Source organism: Streptomyces sp. M2CJ-2 (assembly GCF_016757295.1).
In the GTDB taxonomy this organism is placed as follows: domain Bacteria; phylum Actinomycetota; class Actinomycetes; order Streptomycetales; family Streptomycetaceae; genus Streptomyces.
Genome location: NZ_JAESIF010000080.1, coordinates 1 through 24,051, shown reverse-complemented (window position 1 = coordinate 24,051; position 24,051 = coordinate 1). Strand labels below are relative to the sequence as shown.

22 protein-coding genes and 3 pseudogenes are annotated in these 24,051 nt (G+C 69.7%); 18 read left to right on the top strand and 7 right to left on the bottom strand.

All coding sequences use genetic code 11. The annotated features are described in order from the left end of the window. The coding region (locus tag JL475_RS33510; RefSeq protein WP_202281959.1) for a hypothetical protein at nucleotides 1–192 on the top strand (192 nt) is incomplete at its 5' end. Nucleotides 193–353: 161 nt separating this feature from the next. Here the strand turns inward: JL475_RS33510 and JL475_RS33505 are convergent. Beyond that, nucleotides 354–1,487 (bottom strand): PP2C family protein-serine/threonine phosphatase, encoded by a 1,134-nt coding sequence (locus JL475_RS33505; RefSeq protein WP_237409027.1) that lies wholly within the window; start codon nucleotides 1,485–1,487, stop codon nucleotides 354–356. A 485-nt stretch (nucleotides 1,488–1,972) separates the two neighbouring features. Here JL475_RS33505 and JL475_RS33500 point away from each other — a divergent pair, with 485 nt between their 5' ends. The 6 genes and pseudogenes from JL475_RS33500 to JL475_RS33475 all read left to right on the top strand — a co-directional run bounded on the left by JL475_RS33500 (nucleotide 1,973) and on the right by JL475_RS33475 (nucleotide 5,759). Continuing rightward, nucleotides 1,973–2,173, top strand: coding sequence for a helix-turn-helix transcriptional regulator (locus tag JL475_RS33500; protein WP_368860249.1), 201 nt, complete (start codon nucleotides 1,973–1,975; stop codon nucleotides 2,171–2,173). Beyond that, entirely contained in the window at nucleotides 2,166–2,678 is a 513-nt protein-coding gene (locus JL475_RS33495; RefSeq protein WP_202281956.1) for a hypothetical protein, read from the top strand. The genes JL475_RS33500 and JL475_RS33495 overlap by 8 nt, the downstream gene beginning before the upstream one ends. A 777-nt stretch (nucleotides 2,679–3,455) precedes the next feature. Beyond that, a complete protein-coding gene (locus JL475_RS33490) occupies nucleotides 3,456–3,908 on the top strand; it encodes an SRPBCC domain-containing protein (protein WP_202281955.1) in 453 nt (150 codons plus the stop codon). A gap of 240 nt (nucleotides 3,909–4,148) precedes the next feature. Beyond that, nucleotides 4,149–4,580 (top strand): annotated as a pseudogene (locus JL475_RS33485) (XRE family transcriptional regulator); the annotation flags it as partial. A gap of 247 nt (nucleotides 4,581–4,827) precedes the next feature. Continuing rightward, nucleotides 4,828–5,463: a hypothetical protein gene (locus JL475_RS33480; protein ID WP_202281954.1), complete on the top strand. Its 636-nt coding sequence runs from the start codon at nucleotides 4,828–4,830 to the stop codon at nucleotides 5,461–5,463. Beyond that, nucleotides 5,460–5,759 (top strand): helix-turn-helix transcriptional regulator, encoded by a 300-nt coding sequence (locus tag JL475_RS33475; RefSeq protein ID WP_202281953.1) that lies wholly within the window; start codon nucleotides 5,460–5,462, stop codon nucleotides 5,757–5,759. Before JL475_RS33480 ends, JL475_RS33475 begins: the two co-directional genes overlap by 4 nt. A gap of 368 nt (nucleotides 5,760–6,127) precedes the next feature. Here JL475_RS33475 and car(A) read toward each other — a convergent pair whose 3' ends face one another. The 4 genes from car(A) to JL475_RS33455 form a co-directional block, all read right to left on the bottom strand. Beyond that, a complete protein-coding gene (gene car(A), locus JL475_RS33470) occupies nucleotides 6,128–7,783 on the bottom strand; it encodes an ABC-F type ribosomal protection protein Car(A) (RefSeq protein WP_202281952.1) in 1,656 nt (551 codons plus the stop codon). Nucleotides 7,784–8,090: 307 nt separating this feature from the next. After that, nucleotides 8,091–8,438, bottom strand: a complete 348-nt coding sequence (locus JL475_RS33465; RefSeq protein WP_202281951.1) for a hypothetical protein — start codon at nucleotides 8,436–8,438, stop codon at nucleotides 8,091–8,093. A gap of 309 nt (nucleotides 8,439–8,747) precedes the next feature. Next, a complete protein-coding gene (locus tag JL475_RS33460; RefSeq protein ID WP_202281950.1) occupies nucleotides 8,748–9,641 on the bottom strand; it encodes an IS3 family transposase in 894 nt (297 codons plus the stop codon). Then, nucleotides 9,638–9,943, bottom strand: a complete 306-nt coding sequence (locus JL475_RS33455) for a transposase (RefSeq protein WP_202281949.1) — start codon at nucleotides 9,941–9,943, stop codon at nucleotides 9,638–9,640. Before JL475_RS33455 ends, JL475_RS33460 begins: the two co-directional genes overlap by 4 nt. Before the next feature lie 212 nt (nucleotides 9,944–10,155). Between JL475_RS33455 and JL475_RS40605 the strand changes: the two genes are divergently transcribed. Further along, on the top strand, nucleotides 10,156–10,623 hold the full coding sequence (locus tag JL475_RS40605) for a hypothetical protein (protein ID WP_237409024.1): 468 nt from the start codon (nucleotides 10,156–10,158) through the stop codon (nucleotides 10,621–10,623). Between the two features lie 602 nt (nucleotides 10,624–11,225). Then, nucleotides 11,226–12,818: a S8 family peptidase gene (locus JL475_RS33445; RefSeq protein WP_202281948.1), complete on the top strand. Its 1,593-nt coding sequence runs from the start codon at nucleotides 11,226–11,228 to the stop codon at nucleotides 12,816–12,818. A gap of 618 nt (nucleotides 12,819–13,436) precedes the next feature. On the opposite strand, the pseudogene JL475_RS33440 reads toward JL475_RS33445, so the two are convergent. Continuing rightward, a pseudogene (locus JL475_RS33440) lies at nucleotides 13,437–14,072 on the bottom strand (IS3 family transposase); the annotation flags it as partial. Between JL475_RS33440 and JL475_RS33435 the strand changes: the two are divergent. From JL475_RS33435 to JL475_RS33400, 8 genes and pseudogenes are all read left to right on the top strand, one after another. After that, nucleotides 14,073–14,318: a hypothetical protein gene (locus JL475_RS33435; protein WP_202281947.1), complete on the top strand. Its 246-nt coding sequence runs from the start codon at nucleotides 14,073–14,075 to the stop codon at nucleotides 14,316–14,318. 787 nt (nucleotides 14,319–15,105) lie between these two features. Next, complete coding sequence (locus JL475_RS33430; protein ID WP_307825239.1) at nucleotides 15,106–15,906, top strand: alpha/beta fold hydrolase; 801 nt, start codon at nucleotides 15,106–15,108, stop codon at nucleotides 15,904–15,906. 211 nt (nucleotides 15,907–16,117) lie between these two features. Then, nucleotides 16,118–16,387: pseudogene (locus tag JL475_RS33425) on the top strand (integrase core domain-containing protein); the annotation flags it as partial. A gap of 45 nt (nucleotides 16,388–16,432) precedes the next feature. Then, nucleotides 16,433–16,999, top strand: a complete 567-nt coding sequence (locus tag JL475_RS33420; RefSeq protein ID WP_202281946.1) for a hypothetical protein — start codon at nucleotides 16,433–16,435, stop codon at nucleotides 16,997–16,999. Nucleotides 17,000–17,581: 582 nt separating this feature from the next. After that, nucleotides 17,582–18,499: an LLM class flavin-dependent oxidoreductase gene (locus JL475_RS33415; RefSeq protein ID WP_202281945.1), complete on the top strand. Its 918-nt coding sequence runs from the start codon at nucleotides 17,582–17,584 to the stop codon at nucleotides 18,497–18,499. A gap of 150 nt (nucleotides 18,500–18,649) precedes the next feature. Further along, nucleotides 18,650–19,369 carry an IS6 family transposase gene (locus JL475_RS33410; protein ID WP_202281962.1) on the top strand — a complete coding sequence of 240 codons (720 nt, stop codon included), beginning with the start codon at nucleotides 18,650–18,652 and terminating at the stop codon, nucleotides 19,367–19,369. 347 nt (nucleotides 19,370–19,716) lie between these two features. Next, entirely contained in the window at nucleotides 19,717–19,938 is a 222-nt protein-coding gene (locus JL475_RS33405) for a hypothetical protein (RefSeq protein WP_202281966.1), read from the top strand. A gap of 96 nt (nucleotides 19,939–20,034) precedes the next feature. Continuing rightward, nucleotides 20,035–21,771 carry an IS1634 family transposase gene (locus JL475_RS33400; RefSeq protein WP_237409022.1) on the top strand — a complete coding sequence of 579 codons (1,737 nt, stop codon included), beginning with the start codon at nucleotides 20,035–20,037 and terminating at the stop codon, nucleotides 21,769–21,771. 334 nt (nucleotides 21,772–22,105) lie between these two features. Here JL475_RS33400 and JL475_RS33395 read toward each other — a convergent pair whose 3' ends face one another. Further along, entirely contained in the window at nucleotides 22,106–22,564 is a 459-nt protein-coding gene (locus JL475_RS33395; protein WP_202281960.1) for a MarR family winged helix-turn-helix transcriptional regulator, read from the bottom strand. A gap of 275 nt (nucleotides 22,565–22,839) precedes the next feature. On the opposite strand from JL475_RS33395, the gene JL475_RS33390 reads away from it, so the two are divergent. Then, nucleotides 22,840–23,913 carry an alkene reductase gene (locus JL475_RS33390; protein ID WP_202281944.1) on the top strand — a complete coding sequence of 358 codons (1,074 nt, stop codon included), beginning with the start codon at nucleotides 22,840–22,842 and terminating at the stop codon, nucleotides 23,911–23,913. Nucleotides 23,914–24,051: the final 138 nt, after the last annotated feature.

Here is a 24,051-nt window from a genome sequence, read left to right as displayed (position 1 = left end):
GCGACCGGGATCGTGTCCGCCGCCGCCCTCATCGCCGTCGTGCAAACCCCCGGCCTCAGCCACTTCTTCGGCTGCACCCCTCTCGGCCCCCTCGCCTGGGCCGTCGTGACCGGCTGCTCGACCGTCGCCACCCTCGGCGCGGCCCTCGCCCCCCGCCTCCTGAACGGCCGACTCGCTCCCGGGCCCGTGTGAATGTCTGGACGCAACGAGGAGAGGAGCGCGCTCGACGACCCGCACGAACGCCGGCCCCGTGGGAACAGCCGCTTGGAGCGCCGAGCGTGGCCGCGTCGCCGCAGGCCGCAAAGTGCGGTCCCGCGGCCCCGAGGGATTGCGCAGCACAGTCGTGGATTTCCTCACACGCGCCGGCTGTGGGCTGTTTTCCTCCGGTGGGCGGCCGGGGCCTCGCCGGGGCCGTCGTTCGCGTGGCGGGGCAGGCCGATGGCGAGGAGCGCGACGTCGTCGTCGAGGTGTCCTGCGGCGTGCCGGTGCAGGTCGGCGAGCAGGGCGTCCAGCACGTGGTTCGGGTCCGGTGGGAGGGGGTGGGACAGCCGCGGGACGGGGTCGTAGAAGATCCCGCGGTGGTCGCGGGCCTCGACGACGCCGTCGGTGAACAGCACCAGGACCGCGCCCGCGGGCAGGGTGTACCGGTCGACCGGGACGTCCGGGAGGACGTTCGGGCTGCCGAGGTCGGCCAGACCCAGCGGCAGCGAGGGCACACCCGGCTCCAGCGGGCGGGCCCGGCCGCGGTGGACCAGCAACGGCGCCGGGTGTACCCGGTTGGCCACGTGCAGGGTGGAGCCGTCGGCGGAGAGTTCGGCGATGACGGCGGTGGCGAACCTCTCGGCTTCTCCTCCGTTCTCGGCGGCGTTGGTCTCCTGGATCCGTTCCTCCAGGCGGCGGACCACGCCGGACAGGTCCGAAATGTGGAGGGTGGCCTCGTGGAAGGTGCCCAGCAGCGCGTTGACGGTCCGGACCGCGCCCAGGCCCTTGCCCAGGACGTCGGCGATCATCAGCCGGGTGCCGTAGGGGGTGGAGTGGATCGCGTACAGGTCGCCCCCGATGGCGGCCTCCCGCGTGGCGGCCTCGTACCGGACGGCCACGGCCAGCGGCCCGATCCGGTGGGGCGGGGAGGGAAGCACCGCCAGCTGGACGGCCTCGGCGACCTCGCGGGCGGTCTTCAACTGCCGCCGCTCGCGGGCCAGCAGCCGGTTGACCACCGCGGCCAGGAGGGTCAGGGTCACGAAGGTGGAGAACGGGACGATGTCCTCGACGCCGAACGGCAGCCTGCCTCGCACCAGCGGCAGGGCTACCGCGGCGAGGAGCGCCGCCCCGCCGGTGGCGATCGTCCCGGCCAGGGAGAGCCAGGGCGCGACCAGCACGGGAACAGCCGCCAGCAGGAGGAACACCCTCACATGGGGCGGGGTGAGGAGGTCGAGGACGAACACGCCGAGGATCAGCGCGGCGGGCAGCCAACGAAACCACCGCATCTGACGGGGCGGTGACGCACGAGTGGGGCCCATTCTCCTGCGCTCCGGGAGGTTCCTGGACAGAAGCCGGCCTTCAGTCTCCGCCGCCTCCCCGACCCCGGCGACCGGGGCACCCCGGCCGGGCGAAGCCCCCGGCGATCAGCCGGACTCCTGCGTGTCCCCTGATGGGCGTGGTCACGTGGGCTGACCGGCCCCCGCGCGGACCTCGCGCAGCGCCTTCAGGACGCGGTACGCGCCTGCTGCTGGCCATCTTCCTGCTGGTCACGGTGGGGGCGGGTGACGGTCCGCCGCTGGACATCGGGGTGGCGCAGGCGCCGGATTTCACTGTCATGCGGCGGTGTATCCCCGGGTGGTTCGCCGGCATGGAGCCGAGAGGTCGCACCCAAGGCCATCCGAATGTCTTGTATACCCGACACCATGTCGGGTATACAAGACGCATGGCCGCGATTCGAAGCGCCCGCGAGCCTCGGCGCGTGAACACGCGCATGAAGCTCAAGCGGGTGGCACTCGGCATGACCCAAGCCGACCTGGCCGGACAGGTCGGGGTCACCCGGCAGACGATCTCCATGATCGAGGCGGGTACTCACAACCCGACCCTCAGCCTGTGTGTCGCCATCTGCCGGGCACTGGAGACCGATCTCAACTCCCTGTTCTGGGAAGAAGGAGCGCACGGACACCATGGATGAGCGTCAGCACCTCAAGGCGGGCAGATCGGCCCTCGTCGCCCTGGGCGCCGTCATGTTCGCGGCCCTCGGGGTGCTCGTCTGGGAGTACATCCGGACCAAGGAGGTGACGAACACCGCGGCGATCCTGGTCCTCGTCGGCGGCGCGGGAGTGTTCGCGCTGGTGCAGCGCGTGCTGGGCGCCGAGGCCCCCCGCTCCCTCATGGGGGTCGAGCTTCCCACCGGCGCGGACGCATCAAGCCGTCGCCAGAGGCGGCGCGCCTACCTGCGCGGGGCGCTCCTGTTCGCCGCGGTTCTCACCGGCCTCAGCCTTGCCGGCCTGGCGCTCGGGGACACGCAGGAGCTGACCTCCGCCCTCCCCTTCGCGGTCCAGGGCACGCTCGGGCTGGTGGCCCTCCTCGGTGTCGAGTTCCTGGCGCTGTTCGCGGTTTCCTATGCGATCGACTGGGCGCTGGGAGAGTGGAGTTCGAAGACCGTCGAGCGGCAGTACGCGCGCCTGGACGGCTGACCGCCGAGCCCGTCGCCCACGTCGGCACCGGGCTGCCGCTCGGCCCGGACACCGGCGCCCACCGCATCGGCCGCATCGCCACCTGGGCCGAGGGGAACCCGGCGCCGACGTGCACGGCGTCAGCGAGGACGTCCACGGCTGATGATCTGCGTCGGTTTGTCGGTGTGGTTTCGGTGCTGAGGTGTCAGTGATCCGGGGTGGTGTCGGCCCTGGTCGGGAGGGTGACGGCCGGTGTTACGCCGCTGACACCGGTTGCCGGTTTCACGCTGACGTTTTTGACCAATCGCCAGGTCGGTGCCGATCGGTATCACGGCTCAGTAGTTGGTGCTGGTCGGCGGGGCAGGTGGGGGCGGATGGCTTCGGCGCAGGGGGCGGGTTCGGGGCCGTTGCGGGTCGTGCGGAGGGGAGGAGGGCGGCGGCGCTGCCCGGCCGCCTGCGCGCCGATCAGCCTCCAGACCTGCCGGTCAGCGGCGCCTGGGTGTTCACCGAGGTGTCTGCGCCCCGCGTGATGTGTCGGCGTCGTGTCAGTGCCGGTGGCCGGCGGTCGCCGTCGGTCGCTGCCGGCCGTCTTTCCGCTGGCCGCGGTGGGGGCGCGTGACGGTTTGCCGCTGACACGGGGATGGTGCGGGCATCGGATTGCACAGTCCTGAGGCGATGGATCCCCCGGGTGGTCTGCCGGCAGGAAGCCGAGAGGTCGCAGCACACCGATGAGTTTCCGCGCCCGCGGGTGTCTACCGGTGTGACACCCCGGCCAGGGGCGAGACCAGGAGACGAGACATGAGCACTGAGCAGACCACCGCGGCCAACGGCTTCTCCTACACGTTGACCCGAACGCTGGAGACCCCCGTGGCGCAGGTGTGGCGCGCGTGGACCACCGCCGAGCAGTACGCCCGGTGGGCAGGCGCCGCTGCCGGCTCCGTCGAGATGGACGTACGGCCGGGCGGAGCGTGGAAGGCGACGATGCTCACCCCCGACGGCGGACAATTCCCGCTGACCGGCTCCTATCTCGAGGTCGCCGAGAACCGCCGTCTGGTGATCGGCATGGACGTACCCGGCAAGCCCGAGCCCGCAGCCATGACCATGGAACTCGACGAGCAGGACGGCCGCCGCACGCAGATCGTGCTCCGCCAGACCTGTGACACCGTTCAGGAACGCGACATGGCCGAGCAGGGCAGCACCATGCTCCTCGACAGCCTGAGCGCCTTCCTGGCCGCCGAGACGAGGCACTGAACGCTCTTCGCAGTCACCAGCGGGCCGTGGAGCACGGGGCAGTCCGGGGACCAGCCCGGGCCTGCCCCCGGCCGACCGGCTACGCAGTTGCTCGCCCGGCACGGATACGTGCTGCTGAAGCGGCTTGACCGATCGGCGGTACTGCTGGAACCCGCCGGCATTTCTGCGGTGTCGAGCCCGCTCAAGCGTTCCCAGAACTCCCCGCCAAGCGTTGCCCCTTCTCCTCGCCGACACCATCAGGCCGACGCGCTCGGCGTCTCGCAGCGCACCGTGGAGCGGTATGTGAAGGATCAGATCCGCCGGCCCCGCACGGACCTCGCGCGGCGTCTGGAGGACGCGGTGCGCGCCCGGTGGCAGCCCCGCATCCGCGAACGCGCCCGGAAGCAAGCGGCCACCAGCACCGGCCTGGTCGTCGACACCCGCGCCCGGTTCGGCTTCACCGCCGCCCCCGGCACCACCGACGACGCCCGCCTCCGCCGCCTCACCCTCGCCCTGCCGCCCCACCACGCGGCCCGCCTCTTCGACGCCCAGGACACCGGCGCCGGCGAACAGCAGCTACGCGACCTCGCCGCCGAAGGCCCGGGCGAGGTCTACTTCCGCGACGGCGGCCGCCGCGCCCACGGCCTGGAGGTGGAGTTCACCGACGTCGAGCACCTGGAGTTCGATTTGTAGGGCCGGGCTGCGCCATCAGACCGCGGGAGGCTGCGCAGCTGTGCGTTCGGTTGTGGGTGGCTGCGGATTACCGCCGGGGCCGGCGCCCAGGGCGCGGCGCCCGGTGATTGGGCGTGCGGGCATCGGGTCGCCGGCGGCCGGCGCGGCACGCCACCCAAGCATGTAACGCCAGGCATTGCATGTAACGGGAGGCGTTGCTACCTTGGGCAGGTGCAATCGCACCCGTTACACCTGAGGAGACCAATCCGTGCCCAGCTCGAACAAGGCGCCCTCCCCCGACGCCCGCCACAGCGACCCGCCCTCCCCCGACGAGCCGGTCTCGCTCACGCGCGGATGGAAGTGGGCGGTGGCCGGCGCGAACCTTCCGCTGCTCCTCGCCCCCGCGGTGTGCGTCGGCATCGGCATCCAGAACGCCTTCCAGGCCCGCGTCAACGTGCTACTCAGCGAGCGTGAGGCCGCTCAGGTCCACGTCCCAGGGATCGCAGGACAAGTCAGCGCCGTCACCGTCGAACTCGACTCCACCCAGTGGGAACGCCTCCTCCTCGCCCTCCCCGGCGTCCTCATCGGCGTCGCTCTCGCTCTCCTCGTCTGGGCGATCTGGGGAGTGAGGGCCCAAATGTACGCCCCCGAGCACCGGTTCACGGACAAGGACAACACCCGCCTGAAGATTGCATCCATCGCGACGCTCCCGCTCTGGATGGCTGCGTTCGGCGCCGAACTCGCCCTCCCGAACCTGCTGTCCACCGGCAGCGCCGACGTCACCGTGACCTGGGACGTGCCAGCCACCTTCCTCATGATCCCGGTCGCCCTCATCCTGTACGTCTTCGTCGACGTCTACCGCAAGGGCAAGGCGGCCTACGACCGCCAGGTCGATGTCGTATGACCAGCGCACACCAGGCCGCACCCGAGACGAACGCCGCCGACGCGGCAGGTGGCCACGGCATCCACGTCACCCTCGACAAGGTGCTGGAGGATCGGGGCGTCACCGTTTCCGAGCTGTCGCGAAGGACCGGCATCAGCCGGGTCAACCTCACCAAGCTCAAGAACGGCAGGGCGTCCGGCATCATCTGGACCACCCTTGGCGCCATCTGCAAGGCGCTGGACTGCCGGCCGGGCGACCTGATCGCCTACACCCCAGAATCCCACCGAGAGAGGGGCGGGGGCGAGGGGACCGCGTAGCGCACCCTCGCCCCCGCCTGCGCCCCGGCCGCCTCAATGGCCGGGGCGCAGGCGTCTCTCGATCCGGCGACTACGAGTTGGCTCACAACTGCCAATATGCGTCTCGAGGTCACCGGTTTCTGCAGTGGTGACACCAGTGCCTTCCAGCGCTGGTGTCGGGGCGGTGGGCTGGGGGTTCGCCGTGGGGTGGTGGTGACCTCGGGGTGCGGTTTTTGCGGTGACAGTTGGTGAGGTTGCTGCTGGTCGCGGGGTGTCCTTCCGGTGCAGATTCGCACCAGCGGGCGGCGCCCCGAAAAACCTACCCGTCCGCCTCTGATCGGACGGAGGGACGGACCCTGTCGGCCGTCCCTCCGTACCGCGCCCAGCGATCAGGCGGCGGTGAACTCGGCCACGAGCCCGTTACGCAGCGTCAGGTGGGCGCCGTTGAAGCGGGACCGCATGCGCCGGTCGTGGGTGACAACGACCACCGTGCCCTGATAGCCGGTCAGCGCCGCCTCCAGTTCCTCGACGAGCGCGGGCGAGAGATGGTTGGTGGGCTCGTCCAGCAGCAGCAGGTCCACCGGCTCGGTCACCAGCCGGGCCAGTTCGATGCGGCGTCGCTGCCCGTACGACAGCTCCTCCACCCGCTGCCGCAGGTCGTCCGGGCTGAACAGCCCGAGCGAGAGCAGCGCCTCGGTGTGTTCGTCGATGTCGCCGACCCGTCCACTGCTGAAGGCCTGAAGCACTGTCGTCCCCGTCGGCCATGGTGCCTGTTCCTGCCTCAGATGCCCGACCCGGCCCGACACCCGCACCGATCCGCTGTCGGGTGTCAGCTCCCCGGAGAGCACCCGCAGCAGCGTCGTCTTGCCGGCCCCGTTGGGGCCGGTGATCAGCAGCCGTTCACCGGGCCCAAGGCGCAGGGAGTCGATGCCGAGCCGGTCGTCCACCCGTACGCCGGTGAGCTCGGCCACCGTCTCCTCCGGTTGCGCGGCCTCGGTGGTGATCTCCGCGGTGAAGGTGAGCGGCTCGGGCGGCGGCGCGACGGGGTTCTCGGTCAGCCGTGCGACCCGTTCCTTGGCGTTGCGGATCCGCACCATCGCGCCGTGGCCCCGGCCGCGCATCCGGAACTGCCCGGCGCCGAAGACGGCGAAGGGAAGCTTGCGCGGGATGTTGTCCAGCCGTGCCACGTTGGACGTGATCAGCTCGCGACTGCGGTCCAGTTCGGCGCGCCACTGCTCGTACTCCAGCAGCCGACGCTGTCGTTCGGCCGCCTTGGCCGCCAGATAGCCCTCGTAGCCGTTGCCGTAGCGGGCCACCGTGCCGGAGTCGACCTCCAGGATCGTGGTCGTGAGCCGGTCGAGGAACAGCCGGTCGTGGGTGACTGCGACGACGGTGCCCTTGTGCCTCCGCAGGTGTTCCTCCAGCCAGCCCACGGCCCGGTCGTCCAGGTCGTTGGTCGGCTCGTCCAGCAGCAGCAGTTCGGGTTCCGAGGCCAGAGTCGCGGCCAGGGCGAGGCGCGACCGCTCGCCACCGGACAGGGTGCCCAGCCGTCGGCCGCGGTCCAGCCCGGGCAGCCCGAGTCCGTGCAGCGCGATCTCCACCCGGGAGTCGGCCTCGTAGCCGCCCCGGGCCTGGTACCGGTCGACCAACACGGCGTAGCCCTCCAGGAGGGCGGCGAGTTCGGCATCCTGCTCTTCCTGGTGCGGCCTTTCGGCCAGTTCGGCCTCGGCCCGGCGCATGCCCTCCTCCAGTTCCCGCAGGTCGGCCAGGGCCAGATCGACGGCGTCCTGGACCGTGGCGTCCAGCGGCAGCTCCAGTGTCTGGGCCAGATAGCCGACGCCACCGGGCGCGACTACGGTGAGCGCACCGTTGTCGGGCTGTTCCTGCCCGGCGATGAGTTTGATCAGCGTGGACTTGCCGGATCCGTTGTCCCCGATGACACCCACCTTCTCGCCCGGCTTGATCGTGACGCCGATCCGGTCGAGTACGACGTGGTCCTGGTAACGCTTGGTGATGTCATGCAGGGCGAGTTGCGCTGTCGACACGCAGGAGTCCTCCTGATCGTCACTGGTTTGAGTGATGTCGCCGCGCACACAGCAGACCGTCGGGAGGGGATCCGTTCGGTGGGAATACCGCACGGCGAAGGATCGCGGTGCGGTTGTTTCCTCAGGGGTGCACGGCGGGGCGCGGTGACGGAGCCAGGCTCGACGTCCCACGCCTTCGCGGACCACACGTACCGATCACAGGGAACCCATGCCGTCAGCGTAGGCGGTACGAGGCTGCACCGGCAACCGGTCTGGCCGGAGCCCAGGGTGGGAGGGCCGGGTCCGCCTCCCGGCCCTCCCACTCGGGTCACGGCTGGGGGTAGGCCCGTAGCACGGACGCCAGTTCCGGCCCCACCTTCGCCTTGAGCAGGGTCCCTTGCTCGGTGTGCTCGGCCGAGAGCACCTCGCCCTCCTGGTGGGCCCGTGCGACCAGGCTGCCCTGGGTGTAGGGGACCATGGCCTCGATCTCCACCTCGGGGTGCGGCAGAAGGGCGTCGACAAGGTCCCGCAGGGCCTCGATACCGTCTCCGGTGCGCGCGGAGACGGCGATCGAGCCCGGTTCCGCCTCCAGCAGGCGGAAGAGCACGTCCGGAAGGACGCCGCGCTGGAGCATGAGTTCTTCGACCGCATCATGTTCGACACCGGCCTGGCCCACCTGCCCGCACTGGAACGCTGACCGGAGCGGCGGGCAGCGCAGCAAGCGCCGACCAGGCCCCGGCGGCCGCGATGCGCCGCGGTGAGGAGCGGTACGACGTGGACGCGCCCGGAGCGGCCGTCTCGGCGACCTGCCGGGCGTACCGGGGGCGGTTGTTGCGGTACTTGCGGATGGCGGTGCGCAGCAGGGAACGCCGGTCGAAGAACGCACGGTTCCAGGTGAGCCGCCGGGCCTGCGCGCTCGTGTCCAGGCCGGCGAGCTGGCGCAGGCTCCGGTTGGACTTTCCCCGTGACGTTGGACACTCGATGCTTACGCCACGAGGGCGTGTCCTTGCTCGTGCCGCTGCCGGATCTCCAGCGGGGTCAGGTAGCCCCAGTGCGGATGCTTCCGTAGCCGCTTGCGGTTGTAGAAGGTCTCGATAAAGGCGAAGATCTCGGCGCGGGCGGTGGCCCGGTCGGGCCAGCGGCGGGTGCCGATCTCTTCCTTCAGCACCGCGAAGAACGACTCGGCGACGGCATTATCGAAGCACGAGCCAGTCCGGCCCATGCTCTGCCGCAGCTTCAACCGGCCTATCTCTTGCCGGAGTTCCTCAGACGTGTACTCACTGCCGCGATCCGAGTGCACGATGCAGCCCGGCTGGAGCCGACCGCGGCCGGCGGCCATCGCCAGCGCGTCGAGGACCAGGGACGCCCGGTGGTGGTCGGCCATCGAGTAACCGACGATCTCGCGGGTGGCCAGATCGAGCCAGGTCGCCAGGTAGAGCCGGCCCTCCTCGGTGGCGATGAAGGTGATGTCGCCCACCAGCCGCATGCCGGGTGCGGGGGCGGTGAAGTCGCGGCCGAGCAGATCGGCTGCGGGCACGGCCCTCTTCGCCGGCCGGGTCAGGCCCTGGCGTCTGCGACGGGTGACGCCGGCGATGTCGCGCTCGCGCATGACCCGCTCTACTCGCTTGTGGTTGACCCAACGCCCCAGTCGGCGCAGTGCGGCGTGGATCCTGGGGACGCCGTAGGTGTGCTTGGAGGCGATGTGCAGCACGGTGATCTCGTGAGCCAGGGCGTCGTCGGCGGCCTGCCTCGCCTGGCGGGCCTGCTCGCCGGCCCGCCAGGCGTAGAACGAGGAGCGGGCCACCTTCAACAGCCGGCACAGCAGAGCGACGTTGTGGGTGGTCTTCTCCGCTTCGATGAACGCATACACCGCGGTCATCGATCGCTCTCCTTCGCGAAGAAGACCGCCGCTTTTCGCAGCACCTCGATCGTCTCGGCCTGCTCACGGGCCAACTTGCGCAGCCGGCGCAGCTCTTCGCGCTCGGCCGTCGTCAGCTCGCCCGGTGCCCCCTGGCCCCGGTCGACCTGGTCCTGCCTGACCCAGTTGCGCAGCCCTTCGGCGCTGACGCCGAGTTCCCGGGCCACCTCGGTGACGGTCTTGCCGGAGGACCGGACCAGCGCGACCGCGTCGCGTTTGAACTCCTCCGTATACCGCCTGCTGCGGTTGCTCTTACTTCCCACCTGGCACTACTTCCTCTGGAACCTCACGTCCCAGTCTCCAGGTGTCCAACATCAAGGGGAAGCTTCAACCGGCTCAAGCACACCGGCGTCAGCTACAAGATATACAGCAACTGCGCCACCTCGACGAAGAAGACCATCACCAGCTATTCGCCGTACCGGGTGGGCTGGTACCTGTGGGAGGACTGAACCTCTCACCGAGGGGGAGAACTGCCATGCGCACCCGTACCGCTCTGCTGGGCGCCTGCCTGATCGCCGCGCTGGCCGGCTGCTCCACCGGCCCGGCAGACTCCGCCCCCACCCCGCAGGCCTCCGCGCCCTCGCACTCCTCCGGTGCTCGGTCGGACCGGGCCGAGCACATCCCCGGCGAGTCGGTCACCACCGCACCGAAACTCCTCGAGGGCACCGTCTTGGCCGCGGTGGACGCGGGGCGGGGCAGCCAGACCCTGCCGATCGAGGGAGGCATCCGGCCCGGAGCTCTGTCGGTGCTGGTCAACTGCCAGGGTGAGGGCACTCTGACCGTCTCCGTGGACCCGGTCGGGCTCAGTTTTCCGCTCGAGTGTGTCGACGGCGAAGTCAGCAGCACCTACAACGAACTGGCGCTGAAGCAGACCAGGCCCCAAGCCACGGTGAAGGTTGAGGCCCCCTCACCGGTCCGCTGGTCCCTGACCATCGGACAGTGACCAGCGGACCGAACGTGATGATCTGTAAGTTTTTTCGGTGGTGGGTCGGCAGGGTGATGTCAGTGCGGGAGGTGTCGGGTTTCTGCTGTTCAGCGTGGTGTGGTGGGGGTTTCGGGTGGTGACACGGACGCTGATTGGGGGCTGACGTTTTTGGTGATGGTGCGGGTCAGTTGGTTGCCGGTCGGTATGGCGCGGGGTGTGTTGTCGCTGGTCAGGGCCGTGGTGGCAGGGCAGGGTGACGTGTGGGCAGCCTGGCTGGCCTCTTCCGGCCGGTGACCCGGCGCAGGCCGGAGGGATTCGGCGGTGCCGGTGCGTGCCGCTACCGGTTCTTGTGATGCGTGCAGGGGGTGTGGGGGTGATGCGGTCCTTGCGTTCCGTCGGAGGCGTTCTTGTGTAAGTGCCATCGAGTGGTGATGCTGTGTCACGGCGGTTCGGTGCGGCAGGCGGCGAGGCGGCTTCATTTGTCATGCGCATGAGCAAATGATCCGGTGTGTTCGCGCTGCCCGTGCCAGGGCGACACCGTCCTCCGGTCCGACCGGTCACCCCGGTCGGCATCGGTACCCGCCGTGCACCCGTGTACCCGTATGAGGAGGATCCCTCGGATGGCAGACAGACGCATGACCCGTCACAGAATCGCCGGTGTCGGCACGGCCATACTCACGGCCGTGGCACTCGGCGCGGTGGCGGCACTCCCGGCGGCCGCGGCACCGGCCGAAGGCGTGGTCCTGAACGCGGACGGCCCCGGCGCCGTCGACGGCAGCTACATCGTCGTCCTCAAGGAAGCGGCCGGTTTCGACGCCGCGTCCCGGCAGGGCAAGGCGCTGGTCGCGAAGTTCGACGGCGAGATCACCCACACCTACACGGCCGCTCTGAACGGCTACGCCATCGCCATGGAGCAGGAGGAGGCGGAGCGGCTCGCCGCCGACCCCGCGGTGAAGTTCGTCGTCCAGGACCAGACGGTCCAGGCGACCGGCACCCAGCCCGCCCCGCCATCGTGGGGCCTGGACCGCATCGACCAGGCGCCCCTCCCGCTGAACGGCTCCTACACCTACCCGGACTCCGCCGGTGAGGGCGTCACCGCCTACGTCATCGACACCGGGGTGCGGATCAGCCACGGCGACTTCGCAGGACGCGCCCGGTACGGCTACGACGCGGTCGACGGCGACACCATCGCCGACGACGGCAACGGCCACGGCACCCACGTGGCCGGCACCATCGCCGGCGCCTCCCACGGCGTCGCCAAGAACGCCGACATCGTCGCCGTGCGGGTGCTGGACAACTCCGGTTCGGGCACCACCGCCGGCGTCATCGCCGGTGTCGACTGGGTGACGGCCAACGCCTCCGGCCCGTCGGTGGCCAACATGAGCCTGGGCGGCGGCGCCAACATCGCCCTGGACACCGCCGTGCGCACCTCCATCGCCTCCGGCGTCACCTACGCGGTGGCTGCGGGCAACTCCAACACGGATGCCTCCAGCGCCTCGCCGGCCCGTGTCACCGAGGCGCTGACCGTCGGCTCCACCACCAACACCGACGCCCGGTCCTCCTTCTCCAACTACGGTTCGGTGCTGGACGTCTTCGCCCCGGGCTCCTCCATCACCTCGGCCTGGCACACCTCGGACAGTGCCACCAACACCATCTCCGGTACCTCGATGGCCGCGCCGCACGTCGCCGGCGCCGCCGCGCTGCACCTGGCGGACGATTCCACCGCCACCCCGGAGCAGGTCGCCTCCGCGCTGACGGGCAGGGCGACCTACGCCGCCGTCACCGACCCCGGCCCCGGCTCGCCGAACCTGCTGCTCAACGTCGGCGAGGACGGCGGAGGCGCTCCGGAACCCCCGCCGGCGCCGAGCGGCAAGCGGTTCGAGAACACCACCGACTACGGAATCCCGGACCGGTCGGTCGCCGAGTCGCCGATCAGGGTGACCGGCGTTCCCCACAACGCTCCCGCCAACCTCCACGTGGAGGTGGACATCAAGCACACCTGGAGCGGTGACCTGCGGGTGGAGCTGATCGCACCCGACGGGACCGCCTACCGGCTGAAGGACACCGGCACCGGCGGCAGCGCCGACAACGTGGTCGGCACCTTCCCGGTCGACGCCTCCTCCGAGAAGGCGAAGGGCACCTGGAAACTCCAGGTCACCGACGCCTACGCCGGCGACATCGGATACATCGACTCCTGGGCGCTGCAGTTCTGATCCTTCCCGGAGCCGACCGGACCCGGCCATGCCGTGCCGGACCGGGCCGGTACCCGGACACCACCTGACGGTGTCTCCGTGGCCGCACAGCGCGCGGCCACGGAGACATTCGCTGGTCAGGGCCGTGGTGGCAGGCCGGGTGCCGGCAGTGGCGACGGGGCAGCCGGTGTCACCTTCTACGGAGCGGGCTTCACAAGGCGCCGGCCCCACTGCGCCTCCTCCGATTCCCCGAACGAAGACCCCCGATGGGCATCGTCGGATACGGCCTGGACCGCGCCGTACAAGGAGCGTTGTCCGGGACGACGCCGGCGACCGGGACCAGACGGCGGGTGCCGAAGGCCGGCGGTTCCTCGAGGCGGACTGCCGCAGAGGGCACTGTGGGGAAGTAGTCGGCGCACTCGGCGCCCCTTGCCCACCCGGTCTGATCTGCGGTTTCACCTGCCCGGCCCGGTCGGCTGAGGCACGTTGTAGGGCAAGTTGAGAGGCAAGTTGTAGAGCAAGCTGGCGGGCAAGTTGTAGGGCAACCTGCAGGGCAAGCCGCCGCGGCAGGGTCTGCCAGGGAAGCAGTCGGCGTGCCCGGGGGCCTTGTCCCCGAGGGGTGGACACCTGTTCGTGTCGTTATGCGGCGAGTGTCAGGGTAGCTGACTGTTGCTCGTAGGCGATCGGTGCCTGCTGTCCGTTCGCCGAGTGTCGTCGGCGGGTGTTGTAGCGGGTGGTCCAGCGGAAGACGGCCAGGCGGCAGGCGCGGGCCCCGTCGAAGCGGCGGGCGCCGCGGAGCGTCTCGCGTTTGAGGGCCGCGTTGAAGCTCTCGGCGAGCGCGTTGTCCGCGCTCGTGCCGACCGCGCCCATGGACTGCCGCACCCCCAACTCGGCGCATATATCGGCGAATTGGCGGGAGGTGTACTGCGCTCCGTGATCGCTGTGGAATACGGCTCCGGCCAGGCTGCCGCGGGCCCGGGCAGCTGTCCGGAGCGCGTCGGCGACCAGCGAGGTGCGCATGTGATCGGCGATCGACCAGCCCACCAGACGGCGCGAGAAGCAGTCGATCACGGTCGCCAGATACAGGAACTCGCCGTCGCCCACCGGCAGGTAGGTGATGTCGCCGACGTACTTGAGGTTCGGCGCGCTCGCGGTGAAGTCGCGCCCAAGCAGGTCCGGCACCGGTGTGGCGGACGGTTCGGGCACGGTGGTGACCTGGCGCCTGCGCAGCCGCAGCCCGGCGATGCCGTACTTCCGCATCACCCGCCCGACCCGATGCGGATCTTCACCAAGGTCAAAGAGGTGGTGGCGGCCACCGGCGTGCTCAAGGGAAAGCAGCGCCGGGCGCTGGACTCCACGGTCCTGGACGATGCGGTGGCCACCCAGGACACCGTCACCCAGCTGGTGTCCGCGATCCGCCGGGTGATCCGCGAGGTCCCGGGTGCGATCTCTCGGTTTCGGGACAGTGGGGTGAGTGACAGTGGGGTCTGGGTGTGTTGTTGCTGGTGGGTGGCGGTTTAGGGGCGTGGGGCCACTGTCATGAGGGTGAGATTTCCGTGGGGTATTGCTGTCGTGGGGGTGTTATCGCGTGCGGGGTGACGCTGTCTCAGTTTTGTGAGTTCTGATCCACTGGCCGGCGAGTGATTGGTCTGCTCGGGAGTGTGGATCAGGGAGAGTACTTTGGCGCCGGGCAACTTCCCCGGCCCGGACGTGAACGCCGCTCAGTGGCCCACACAGCCGGTCATGAACGGAGACTCCGGTGGGCGTTGTCGGAGACGGCCTGGATCGCGCCGTGCAAGGGGCGTTGTCCGGGACGATGCCGGCGACCGGGACCAGGCGGCGGGTGCCGAAGGCCGGCGGTTCTTCGAGGCGGACTGTCGTAGAGGGTGCTGTGGGGAAGTAGTCGGCGCGTCCGGTGCCCCTTGCCCACCTGGCCTGATCTGCCCACCACTCGGGGACAGGTGCCCACCCTCGCCGGCGACAAGCCCACCCTCCCCGGCCGCCAACCCGCCACAGAGTGACCCACTCATACAGCAGGAGAGCCCCATTTTTTCCTCTCCCGCCGCCGTATACAGGCGCAGGTCATGGTAGTCAGGCGGTTGTCTCGTCCTTGCACGGCGTAGCACGTCCTGCATGGGAGTCGTCGTGATCCGCCGGACACGCCCGTGCGGTCCGGGCACGGTCTGTGCAGACTGGCGCGCGTGCTTATCGATTGCCCGGTGGGCACGGCATTGCGGCAAGATCGTGTCGAGACCCGACTCACAGGTCGGGCGATCAACCCGGCCATCCGCGGGAGGAATCAGTGGCCATCACCTCGGTCAACGGCATACAGGTGGGGTACGAGGACGAGGGCAGCGGCGAGCCCGTACTGCTGATCCACGGTCACCCCTTCGACCGGACCCTATGGGAGCCGCAGCTGGTGAAGTTCGCCGGGCCTCTGCACCGGCTGATCGTGCCGGATCTGCGCGGTTTCGGCGAGACCACCGTCGTCCCGGGAAAGACTCACTGGGAGGAGTACGCCCGCGACCTCGCCGCCCTGCTCGACCATCTGGGCGTGGGCTCCGCGGTGGTCGGTGGGATCTCCATGGGAGGACAGCTCGCCCTGGAGTTCTACCGACTGTTCCCCGAACGGGTGCGTGCCTTGCTCATCGCGGACTCGTTCGCTCAGACCGACACCGAGGAGAAGCGGGCCTGGCGGTACGAGACCGCCGATCGGCTGGAGGCCGAGGGGATGGCCGGGTACGCCGATGAGGTCCTCACCTCGATGGTGGCGCCCTACAACGTCGAGGCCCAGCCCGCAGTGGCTGAACACGTGCTGCGCATGATGCGCGGGGCGCCGCCGGAGGGTGCGGCCGTGGCGTTGCGCAGCCGCGCCGAACGGCCGGATTACACCGGAATGCTCGATCGGATCGCCGTTCCCGCTTTGGTCGTGGTCGGCCGGGACGATTCGTTCACCACCGTCCAGGATGCGGAGTTGCTCCAGCAGCAGATCCCCGACGCGACCCTCGCGGTTGTCGACGGGGCCGGGCACCTGCCCAATCTGGAGCGCGCCGGGGATTTCAACGAGGTCCTCGCCGGTTTCCTCGCCCGGCTCCCCTCGCTGCCGTAACGTGTGCCGCTCGAAAGGGGCTGTCGGCTCGGCCGGTGGCCCGGCAGCTGGGGATCTCCAGGAACACCGTGCTGCGGGCGCTGGCCTCGGACCGTGTACCGCTCGGAAAGTCATCGCTGCAGGTGCGTACCCATGTCCTGGAGCGTCGGTAGCAGCTGGGACGCTGTCGTGGGGATCGTCTCGCTGCTGTACAGGGTGACCCGGAAGCTGCCGGCCGTCCCCGGCATACTGCCGCGTGATCGGCACGATCCGGCGGGAAGCCCTGGACCACGTGCTGATCGTGAACGAGGCCCCTGCGCGTCGCGTCCTCGGCCGGTACCAAGATCACTACAACGGGCACCGGCCTCACCAGGCCCAAGACCAACTCCCGCCCGACGTGAGCGAGGAAGCCGCCGCCGAACGCCGGCCCGGCCATCCCGGCAAACTCGTATGCACCCGCATCCTCGGCGGAGCGATCAACGAGTACCGATATGCGGCTTGACCAGCAGCGATGACTTTCCAAGCGGCACAAGCTGCCGCGCCCGCGGTGACAACGTCCGCCCCCGTACCGCGCGTCTCCGCGACGGTCGCTGGTGCGGCGGAGCGGCCGATGATCCCCCTGGCCGAGGCGTTTCCGGTCCATGTGGCGGACGGTAACGGTGGCACGTTCACCAGGCTGGGCTCGGTCGTGCTGAAGTCCTGCACCGAGCTCGATTCGGTCGGACCGGTACTGGCCGCCGAGATCGCCGCTGGCAAGGGGTGTCTGGGTGAGGAGATCGCCCTCTACAAGGACGCGCACGACAATCAGTTCAACCTGGCCATCTTCACGATGAAGGACCCCCAGGAGACGGTGAAGCTGGTGACCCAGCTGTCCATGAACTTCAACGACTACCAGGTGGCCGTGCAGGCTCCACCGCCCGGATCCGGCCTGCCGATCCTGCCGGCCGACAGCGGAATGGTGCAGGCCTTCACCGGGCAGGGCCGCGCCATGGTGGTGGGGCTGGGCCAGTGGTCGGACGGTCGGACGAGCGAGTACCAGAAGCTGGTGGACCGTCTGGAACCGCTGCTGGCCGCGGTCTCGAAGAACGTCGCTCGCTACGAGACCGCGAACTGAGGCATCCGGCCCGCCGCGTCCCCCGCTGCGATCTCTCGGTTTCGGGACAGTGGGGTGAGAGACAGTGGGGTCTGGGTGTGTTGCTGCTGGTGGGTGGCGGTTTAGGGGCGTAGGGCCACTGTCTTGGACGTGAGGGATCCGTGGGTATCGCTGTCCCGGGGGTGTTATTGCATGCGGGGTGACGCTGTCTCAGTTCTGTGAGTCCTTATCCACTGGTGATGATCTGCGTCGGTTTGTCGGTGGGGTTTCGGTGTTGAGGCGTCAGTGATCTGGGGTGGTGTTGGCCCTGGCCGGGAGGGCGCCGGCCGGTGTGGTGGCGCTGACACCGGTTGCCGGTAGAGCGCTGACGTTTTTGATGAATCGCCGGGTCATGGTAGTGCCGATCGATATCACGGCTCGGTATTGGTGTTGGTCAGCGGGCCAGGTGGAGGCGAATTGTCATGAGAAGCTGTTCTCGGACTCCGCTCGCGATCATGGTGAATCGGCCGCTGGTGCGGCGACGTGCGGCAGCGGTGGGCACGAGCAGTTTCGCCGCGCGCGCAAAGTTCTCACGGAGCCGGCCGACGGCCGTAGTCTCCTGACATGAAGTCACCGGTCCTCTCCGTCCAGGCCCAGCCCCGGGATGCCGCTTCCTGGATCGCTCTGGCCCGGCGCTTGGAAGCCGGCGGGTACGACGCGCTGCTGGCGGCCGACCACCCGGGCGCCACGGCCTCCCCCTTCGTCGCGCTGGCCGCCGCGGCGGCGGTCACCGAGCGCATCGGCCTTGGCTCCTATGTCTCCCAGGCGGGTGTCCGTGAGCCGCTGCTGCTCGCGTCGGATGTCGCCACCCTCGATCTGGTGTCCGACGGACGTGCGCGTTTGGCACTGGGCGCCGGCCACACCCCGGCCGAGTGGGACATGCTGGGGGAGAAACGTCCCGACGTCGCGGGGCGCGTCCGGCGTTTCCAGGCTGTGGCCGAGGCTTGTCGCGCGCTGCTCGCAGGCGAGACGGTCACCCTCGACAGCCCCGAGGTACGGACTCACCAGGCGCGGCTCACTGCCCCCCGCCCGGTCCAGCACCGGGTGCCCTTCACCTTCGGGGGCGGCAACACGGCCCTGCTGCGCTGGGCCGGGGCGCATGCGGACGTCGTGGGGCTGAGCGGGCTGGGACGCACCCTGCCGGACGGGCACATGCATGAGGTGCGCTGGGACGGCTCGGACATCGACCGCCAGGTCGATCTCATCGAGCAGGGAGCCGCGGGCCGGGTCGACGCCCCGGCCCGCGAAGCGCTTGTCCAGATGGTGGAGGTCACTGATGACGCCGAGGGCGCGGCGCACGACATCGCCCGGCGGCTTCACTGCGACACGGCCGCGGTGCTCGCCTCTCCCTACGCGTGGGTCGGCACGGTGGAGGAGATCAGAGCCGCCCTGGCCGAGCATGAGCGTCGCTGGGGCATTACCCGCTACGTGGTCCGCGAGGCGCACGTGGAGGCGGTCGACCAGGTACGCGCGCACTTCTGAGGATTTCGCTGTGGGGTGACGTTACGGTGGTCGCAGGGCGAGGTCGGTCTCCGCGGTGGAGCCGTCGAGCAGACCGGGGGGTGTTGTCAGGTTGAGCGGAGCCTTTCTCCGGTGGCATGATCATCTGTCTGGTTGGGGTCGTTGGAGGGGCTGCTCGTGGACGCGCCGTCGTACCGGGGTTTCCGCTTCCCGCCGGAGATCATCGCGCACTGCGTGTGGCTGTACCACCGCTTCGCCCTGAGCCTGCGCGACGTCGAGGAGCTGATGCCGGAGCGCGGCATCGAGGTCTCCTACGAGACGATCCACCAGTGGGCGCGCCGGTTCGGCTTCGCCTACGCCAACGCGCTGCGCCGGCGCCGCCCGAAGCCGGGCGACACATGGCATCTCGACGAGATCTTCGTCAAGATCCAGGGCCGGCAGCGGTACCTGTGGCGCGCGCTCGACGCCGACGGCACCGTGCTCGACATCCTCGTCCAGAGCAAGCGGGACACGGCCGCGGCCAGGCGCTTCTTCCGGAAGCTGATGAAGAAGACCCGGTCGGTGCCGCGGGTGGTGGTCACCGACAAGCTCCGCTCCTACGGCGCGGCGCACCGCGAGGTCATGCCCTCGGTGGAACACCGCTCGCACAAGGGCCTGAACAACCGGGCGGAGAACAGTCATCAGCCCACCCGGCAGCGGGAACGCGCCATGAAAGGCTTCCGCAGCGTCGGCGGGGCCCAGCAGTTCCTGGCCGCGTTCAGCGGCATCTCACCTCACTTCCGACCCCGCCGCCACCTGATGACCGCCTCCGGCCACCGCGCCGAGATGACCGTCCGCTTCGTGATCTGGGAGCAGATCACCGGGGCCGCCACCATGCCCGCTGCGGCCTGACCCGAAACTGCCACCCGGCCACACCACACCCTGACACGCCATCAGCCGGTCACACCCCCACCAACGTGACAACGCCTGTTCGGGTAAGCGCTCGTAGTCGCGGACGCAGCGTCGGCGCTGGAAGATCCACGACAACGTGGAGAGGCGGCCCGAGGCGCGGTGACCGGGTCTCCCCGGCCCCGTTTCCTCGGGCCGACTCTCCGCCTACAGGATCTTGATGCTGCACCACCGGCTGGTGCGCGACTACGAGCACCAGCCCGCACCTCCGAGTCGCGGGTGTACTGGGCGATGACCGCGGTGATACTGCGCTGGCTGTCCGGGGCGACCGCGCCGTCCTGGCGCACCGCATGACCGGCGAGCAGCGGGCGGACCTGGAGCGCCTTACGGCGTTCGTACGAGAGACGGTCCTGCCGCGCACCTGCCCGCACACCACCGAGCGGCGCCGGGTATTGGAGGCGCTGGGCGAAGCCGGCGGACTGTGCACCGCGCGGACGGTGGAGCTCTCCTCCACCCGAGTTCGACAGTTGGTAGGCATGCAGGGCGGGTCGGCCGCGGATCTCTGCAGGTGAGAGGGCTGGCACCCGCCTGAGACTGCCCAGAGGTGTGGGCAAACGGATTTGTCATGGGTCTTGCTCTGATCTGGTCTGTTGCTCGAGCATGCGGGCATGTACCTGCGGAAGATCCAGCGGCGGAACAAGGACGGGTCGGTGGTCCGCTACCTCCAGCTCGCCCACAACCGGCGGGTCGGCGGCACCACCCAGGCCGAGGTGCTGGTCAACTTCGGCCGCGAGGACCGCCTGGACGTCGAGGGCCTGCGCCGCCTGGTCGCCTCGATCAACCGCTACCTCGGCGACGAGGACGAGGTAGCCGCGCCACTGGGAGTCGAGGATGCCGGGCCGCTGACGGTGGAGTCCTCCCGGCCGCTCGGGGCGAGCTGGCTGCTCGACGGGCTGTGGAAGCTCCTGGGCATCGACACGGCCCTGGCCTCGCGCATCGACGGGCGGAAGTTCCGCACCGACATCGAGCGCACGATCTTCGCACTCGTCGCCAACCGGGCCATCGCCCCCGCGTCCAAGCTTGCCGCCGCCGAGTGGGCCACCTTCGACCAGGTGATCCCCGGCCTGGACGCCCTCGCCGAGCAGCACGCCTACCGGGCCATGGACCTGCTCGTCGATGCCGACACCCAAGGAGCCGTGCAGGAAGCGGTGTTCTTCTCCGCCGCCCACCTGCTCAACCTCGAAGTCGACCTGGTCTTCTTCGACACCACCTCGACCTACTTCGAGCGCGACGAGGCGGATGCCCCGGACGGCGCGGGCTCCAGCCTGCGGCAGTACGGGCACTCCAAGGATCACCGCAGGGACCTCCCGCAGATCGTCATCGGACTGGCCGTCACCCGCGAAGGCATCCCGGTCCGCTGCTGGACCTGGCCCGGCGGCACCAACGACCAGACCGTCATCACCGAGGTCAAGGACTCCCTGCGCGACTGGCGGCTCGGCCGGGTCGTCACCGTGACCGACACCGGCTTCTCCTCCGAGGCCAACCAGGCCTACCTGCGCCGGGCCGGCGGCCACTACATCACCGGCGCCAAGATGCGTGAAGGCTCGCACCGAGCCGACCAGGCCCTGGCCCGGCAGGGCCGCTACCAGGAAGTGCGTGACAACCTGCGCGTCAAGGAGGTCCGCCTCGACGGTGACGGCGGCAGACGCTGGATCATCTGCCACAACCCCGCCGAAGCCGAGCGCGATGCCGCCCGACGGGAAGATCAACTCAATGCCATTCGTGAGGAGTTGGCGCGCATCAGGACGGCCCGGGAAGCGGACGTGAAGAAGGCGAAGGCCAAGGCCGCCCAGACCGGCAAACGCGCCGCGGCCCCCTCGGACGCGCCCCACCGCAAGGCCGAGTGCGCGCTGCGCGACCACCCCGCGCTGGGCCGCTGGCTCAAGCAGCACCCCGGTACCGGGCGGCTGTCCATCGATGCCGCCAAGGTCGCCGCCGAGGCCCGGCTGGACGGCAAGTACCTGCTGGCCACGTCCGATCCCGACCTGTCTGCCGAGGACGTCGCGCTCGGTTACAAGAACCTGCTGGAAGCCGAACGCGCCTTCCGCACCATGAAGTCCACGCTCGATCTGCGGCCGGTCTACCACCGGCTGGACGAACGGATACGCGCCCACGTGCTGCTGTGCTGGCTCGCTCTGCTGCTGATCCGCGTCGCCGAGCGCCGCACCGAGCAGACGTGGCCCAAGATCGCCGCCGAGCTCGGCCGGGTCCACCAGGTCACCCTCTCCGGCCCGGCCGGAAGCCTCCAGCAGACCACCCGCCTGACCGACACCCAGACCAAAATCTTCAAGAACTGCGGAGTACCGCTCCCGCCAAAGATGAGCGGCCTGAAGACCCCCGAATAGCCCCTGAGCTGGGAAAACACGTTCCGGAGCCGTGGGCAAACGGCCCCGGAGCCTCATCATGCCCATCGCCCCAGGTCAGCCCGCAGAATCGACACCACCGTATGCCCACCAACTGTCGAACTCGGGCTCCAGGGGCGTCGTCTTTTGCACGCGCGAGGCCGGGCACGAAGGCCCAGTCGGCAAACCGCCCTGGAGCGAGGGAAAGCCCGGCGGCCGGCACCTGGCGAACGCGTCCGTCCGGGACGGCTCATCCGCGTATTCGCACCCGCACGCGGCCGTCTGAGAAACCAACGGACATCCCGCCCAGCCCCACCCCTCCACAGGTCACGCCGCCCTATGCGAGGGGCGTGTGACGCTCGGCTGCCTGGCTGATGCTGTCCTCGATGCGCGCCAGGATGCGGATCGCGGTGTCCTGTTCGTCCGGGTCCAGGCCGGCGGTGACACTGTCCTCGAGTTCCGCCCAGACCTGTTCGACTTCTTTGCGCAGCGCGAGGCTGGCGGCAGTGGGTTCGATGATGGTGGCGCGCTTGTCGGTTGCGCTGGGCCGCCGGCGGACGAAGCCCGCGTTCTCCAGCCGTTTGACGGTGCGGGTCATGGTGGCCGCGTCCGAGCCGAGCAGGCGCACGAGGTCGGTCTGACGCTGCGGGCCGAGATCCCACAGCTGCATCATGACGAGTTCCTGCCCGGGGTGCAGTCCCACGCGGCGCAGAAGCTGCCCGGCGAGCATCCGGTGCAGGCGAGCGACGCGGAAGATCGCGTGACTCATGGCCCCCGCCTGCACCGAGGGCGGCATCGGGGCGCGGGCCACGTTCGCAGCCGAGCTTGCCGACGGCTCGCCGTCTGGGTCCTTCGACACGTCGTTCACGATCCCTTACGCAAGTTGTTGCTCGGACAGGAACATTCTACCGTCATCTCTTTTCGCTACGCCGGATGAGACGGACAGCATCAATCCCAGGGTCTAGTGACTTAGATCACATGCTTCCGACGTCAACTGAGGTGTTTACTTGTTCGGACAGGTAATGGTGCCGCCTGGTGCCATGGAACCGAATCCGAACGAGGAACCTGATCATGACCACGGCTTTCGCCCCTTACGACCTCGGCAGCATCCACCTGGCCAATCGCATCGTGATGGCCCCCATGACCCGTAGCCGCGCCTACGGCCCCGGACAGAGTCCCACCGACCTGACGGCGACCTATTACGCGCAGCGCGCGAGTGCCGGACTGATCGTCACTGAGGGCACCCAGCCGTCGGTGGTCGGCCAGGGCTATCCCGACACTCCCGGCATCCACTCCGCCGAGCAGGTCGCGGCCTGGCGCAAGGTCACCGATGCCGTGCACGCCGAGGGCGGCGTGATCTTTCTGCAGCTGATGCACACCGGCCGGGTCGGGCATCCGAGCCTGATGGGCCTCACGCCGGTCGGCCCCTCCGCGGTCGCGGCCAAGGGACAGGTCTACACGCACGAGGGCCCGCAGGACTTCGTCACCCCGCACGAGCTGGCCGAGACGGAGATCGCGGAAACGATCGCCGACTTCACCACCGCGGCGCGCAACGCCATCGAGGCCGGCTTCGACGGCGTCGAGCTGCACGGCGCCAACGGCTACCTGATCCACCAGTTCCTCGCACCGAACTCCAACCAGCGCACCGACGCCTGGGGCGGCAGCCCCGAGCGGAGGATCCGTTTCGCCGTGGAGACCGCGAAGGCCGTGGCCGAGGTCATCGGCGCCGAGAAGGTCGGCTTCCGCATCTCGCCCGGCAACCCCTACAACGACATCGACGAGAGCGACCGGGCGGACGTGGAGGCCACCTACACCGCCCTCGTGGACGCACTCGCCCCCCTCGGCCTGGCCTACCTGCACCAGATGGAGACTCCCGAGATCCGCGACCTGGTCGTGCGGCTGCGCAAGACGTGGCCGGGCACCTTCATCCTCAACCCCTTCACCGGGATGGAGCCCACCGGCCTCGACGCGCTGACGCTCATCGAGGACGGCACCGCCGACCTGATCGCCTACGGCGCCCTCTTCCTCGCCAACCCCGACCTGCCCACTCGTCTCGCCGCCGGCGGCCCCTTCAACACCCCCGACCGCGCCACCTCCTTCGGCGGCGACCACCGCGGCTACACCGACTACCCCACCCTCGGCTGACCTGGCCCCGGTGCGGGTGCCCACCGCCCGGCGGGCACCCGCACCGTCACTCCTCGCCCCAGCCGCACACACCGCTGCAATAAGCGCCGAACGTGGCAGTACCTGTGGCGGGCCGTCGACCAGGACGGCAACGTCCTG

Bases quoted from the DNA above. Each gene is read 5' to 3' on its own strand.
- JL475_RS40605 (WP_237409024.1), top strand. From the start codon at position 10,156: ATGCGCACCCGTACCGCTCTGCTGGGCGCCTGCCTGATCGCCGCGCTG.
- JL475_RS33500 (WP_368860249.1), top strand. From the start codon at position 1,973: ATGAAGCTCAAGCGGGTGGCACTCGGCATGACCCAAGCCGACCTGGCC.
- JL475_RS33415 (WP_202281945.1), top strand. From the start codon at position 17,582: ATGAAGTCACCGGTCCTCTCCGTCCAGGCCCAGCCCCGGGATGCCGCT.
- JL475_RS33460 (WP_202281950.1), bottom strand. From the start codon at position 9,641: ATGACCGCGGTGTATGCGTTCATCGAAGCGGAGAAGACCACCCACAAC.
- JL475_RS33405 (WP_202281966.1), top strand. From the start codon at position 19,717: ATGACCGGCGAGCAGCGGGCGGACCTGGAGCGCCTTACGGCGTTCGTA.
- JL475_RS33390 (WP_202281944.1), top strand. From the start codon at position 22,840: ATGACCACGGCTTTCGCCCCTTACGACCTCGGCAGCATCCACCTGGCC.
- JL475_RS33435 (WP_202281947.1), top strand. From the start codon at position 14,073: ATGCGGATCTTCACCAAGGTCAAAGAGGTGGTGGCGGCCACCGGCGTG.
- JL475_RS33490 (WP_202281955.1), top strand. From the start codon at position 3,456: ATGAGCACTGAGCAGACCACCGCGGCCAACGGCTTCTCCTACACGTTG.
- JL475_RS33495 (WP_202281956.1), top strand. From the start codon at position 2,166: ATGGATGAGCGTCAGCACCTCAAGGCGGGCAGATCGGCCCTCGTCGCC.
- JL475_RS33505 (WP_237409027.1), bottom strand. From the start codon at position 1,487: ATGCGGTGGTTTCGTTGGCTGCCCGCCGCGCTGATCCTCGGCGTGTTC.
- JL475_RS33475 (WP_202281953.1), top strand. From the start codon at position 5,460: ATGACCAGCGCACACCAGGCCGCACCCGAGACGAACGCCGCCGACGCG.
- JL475_RS33400 (WP_237409022.1), top strand. From the start codon at position 20,035: ATGTACCTGCGGAAGATCCAGCGGCGGAACAAGGACGGGTCGGTGGTC.
- JL475_RS33395 (WP_202281960.1), bottom strand. From the start codon at position 22,564: ATGCCGCCCTCGGTGCAGGCGGGGGCCATGAGTCACGCGATCTTCCGC.
- JL475_RS33445 (WP_202281948.1), top strand. From the start codon at position 11,226: ATGGCAGACAGACGCATGACCCGTCACAGAATCGCCGGTGTCGGCACG.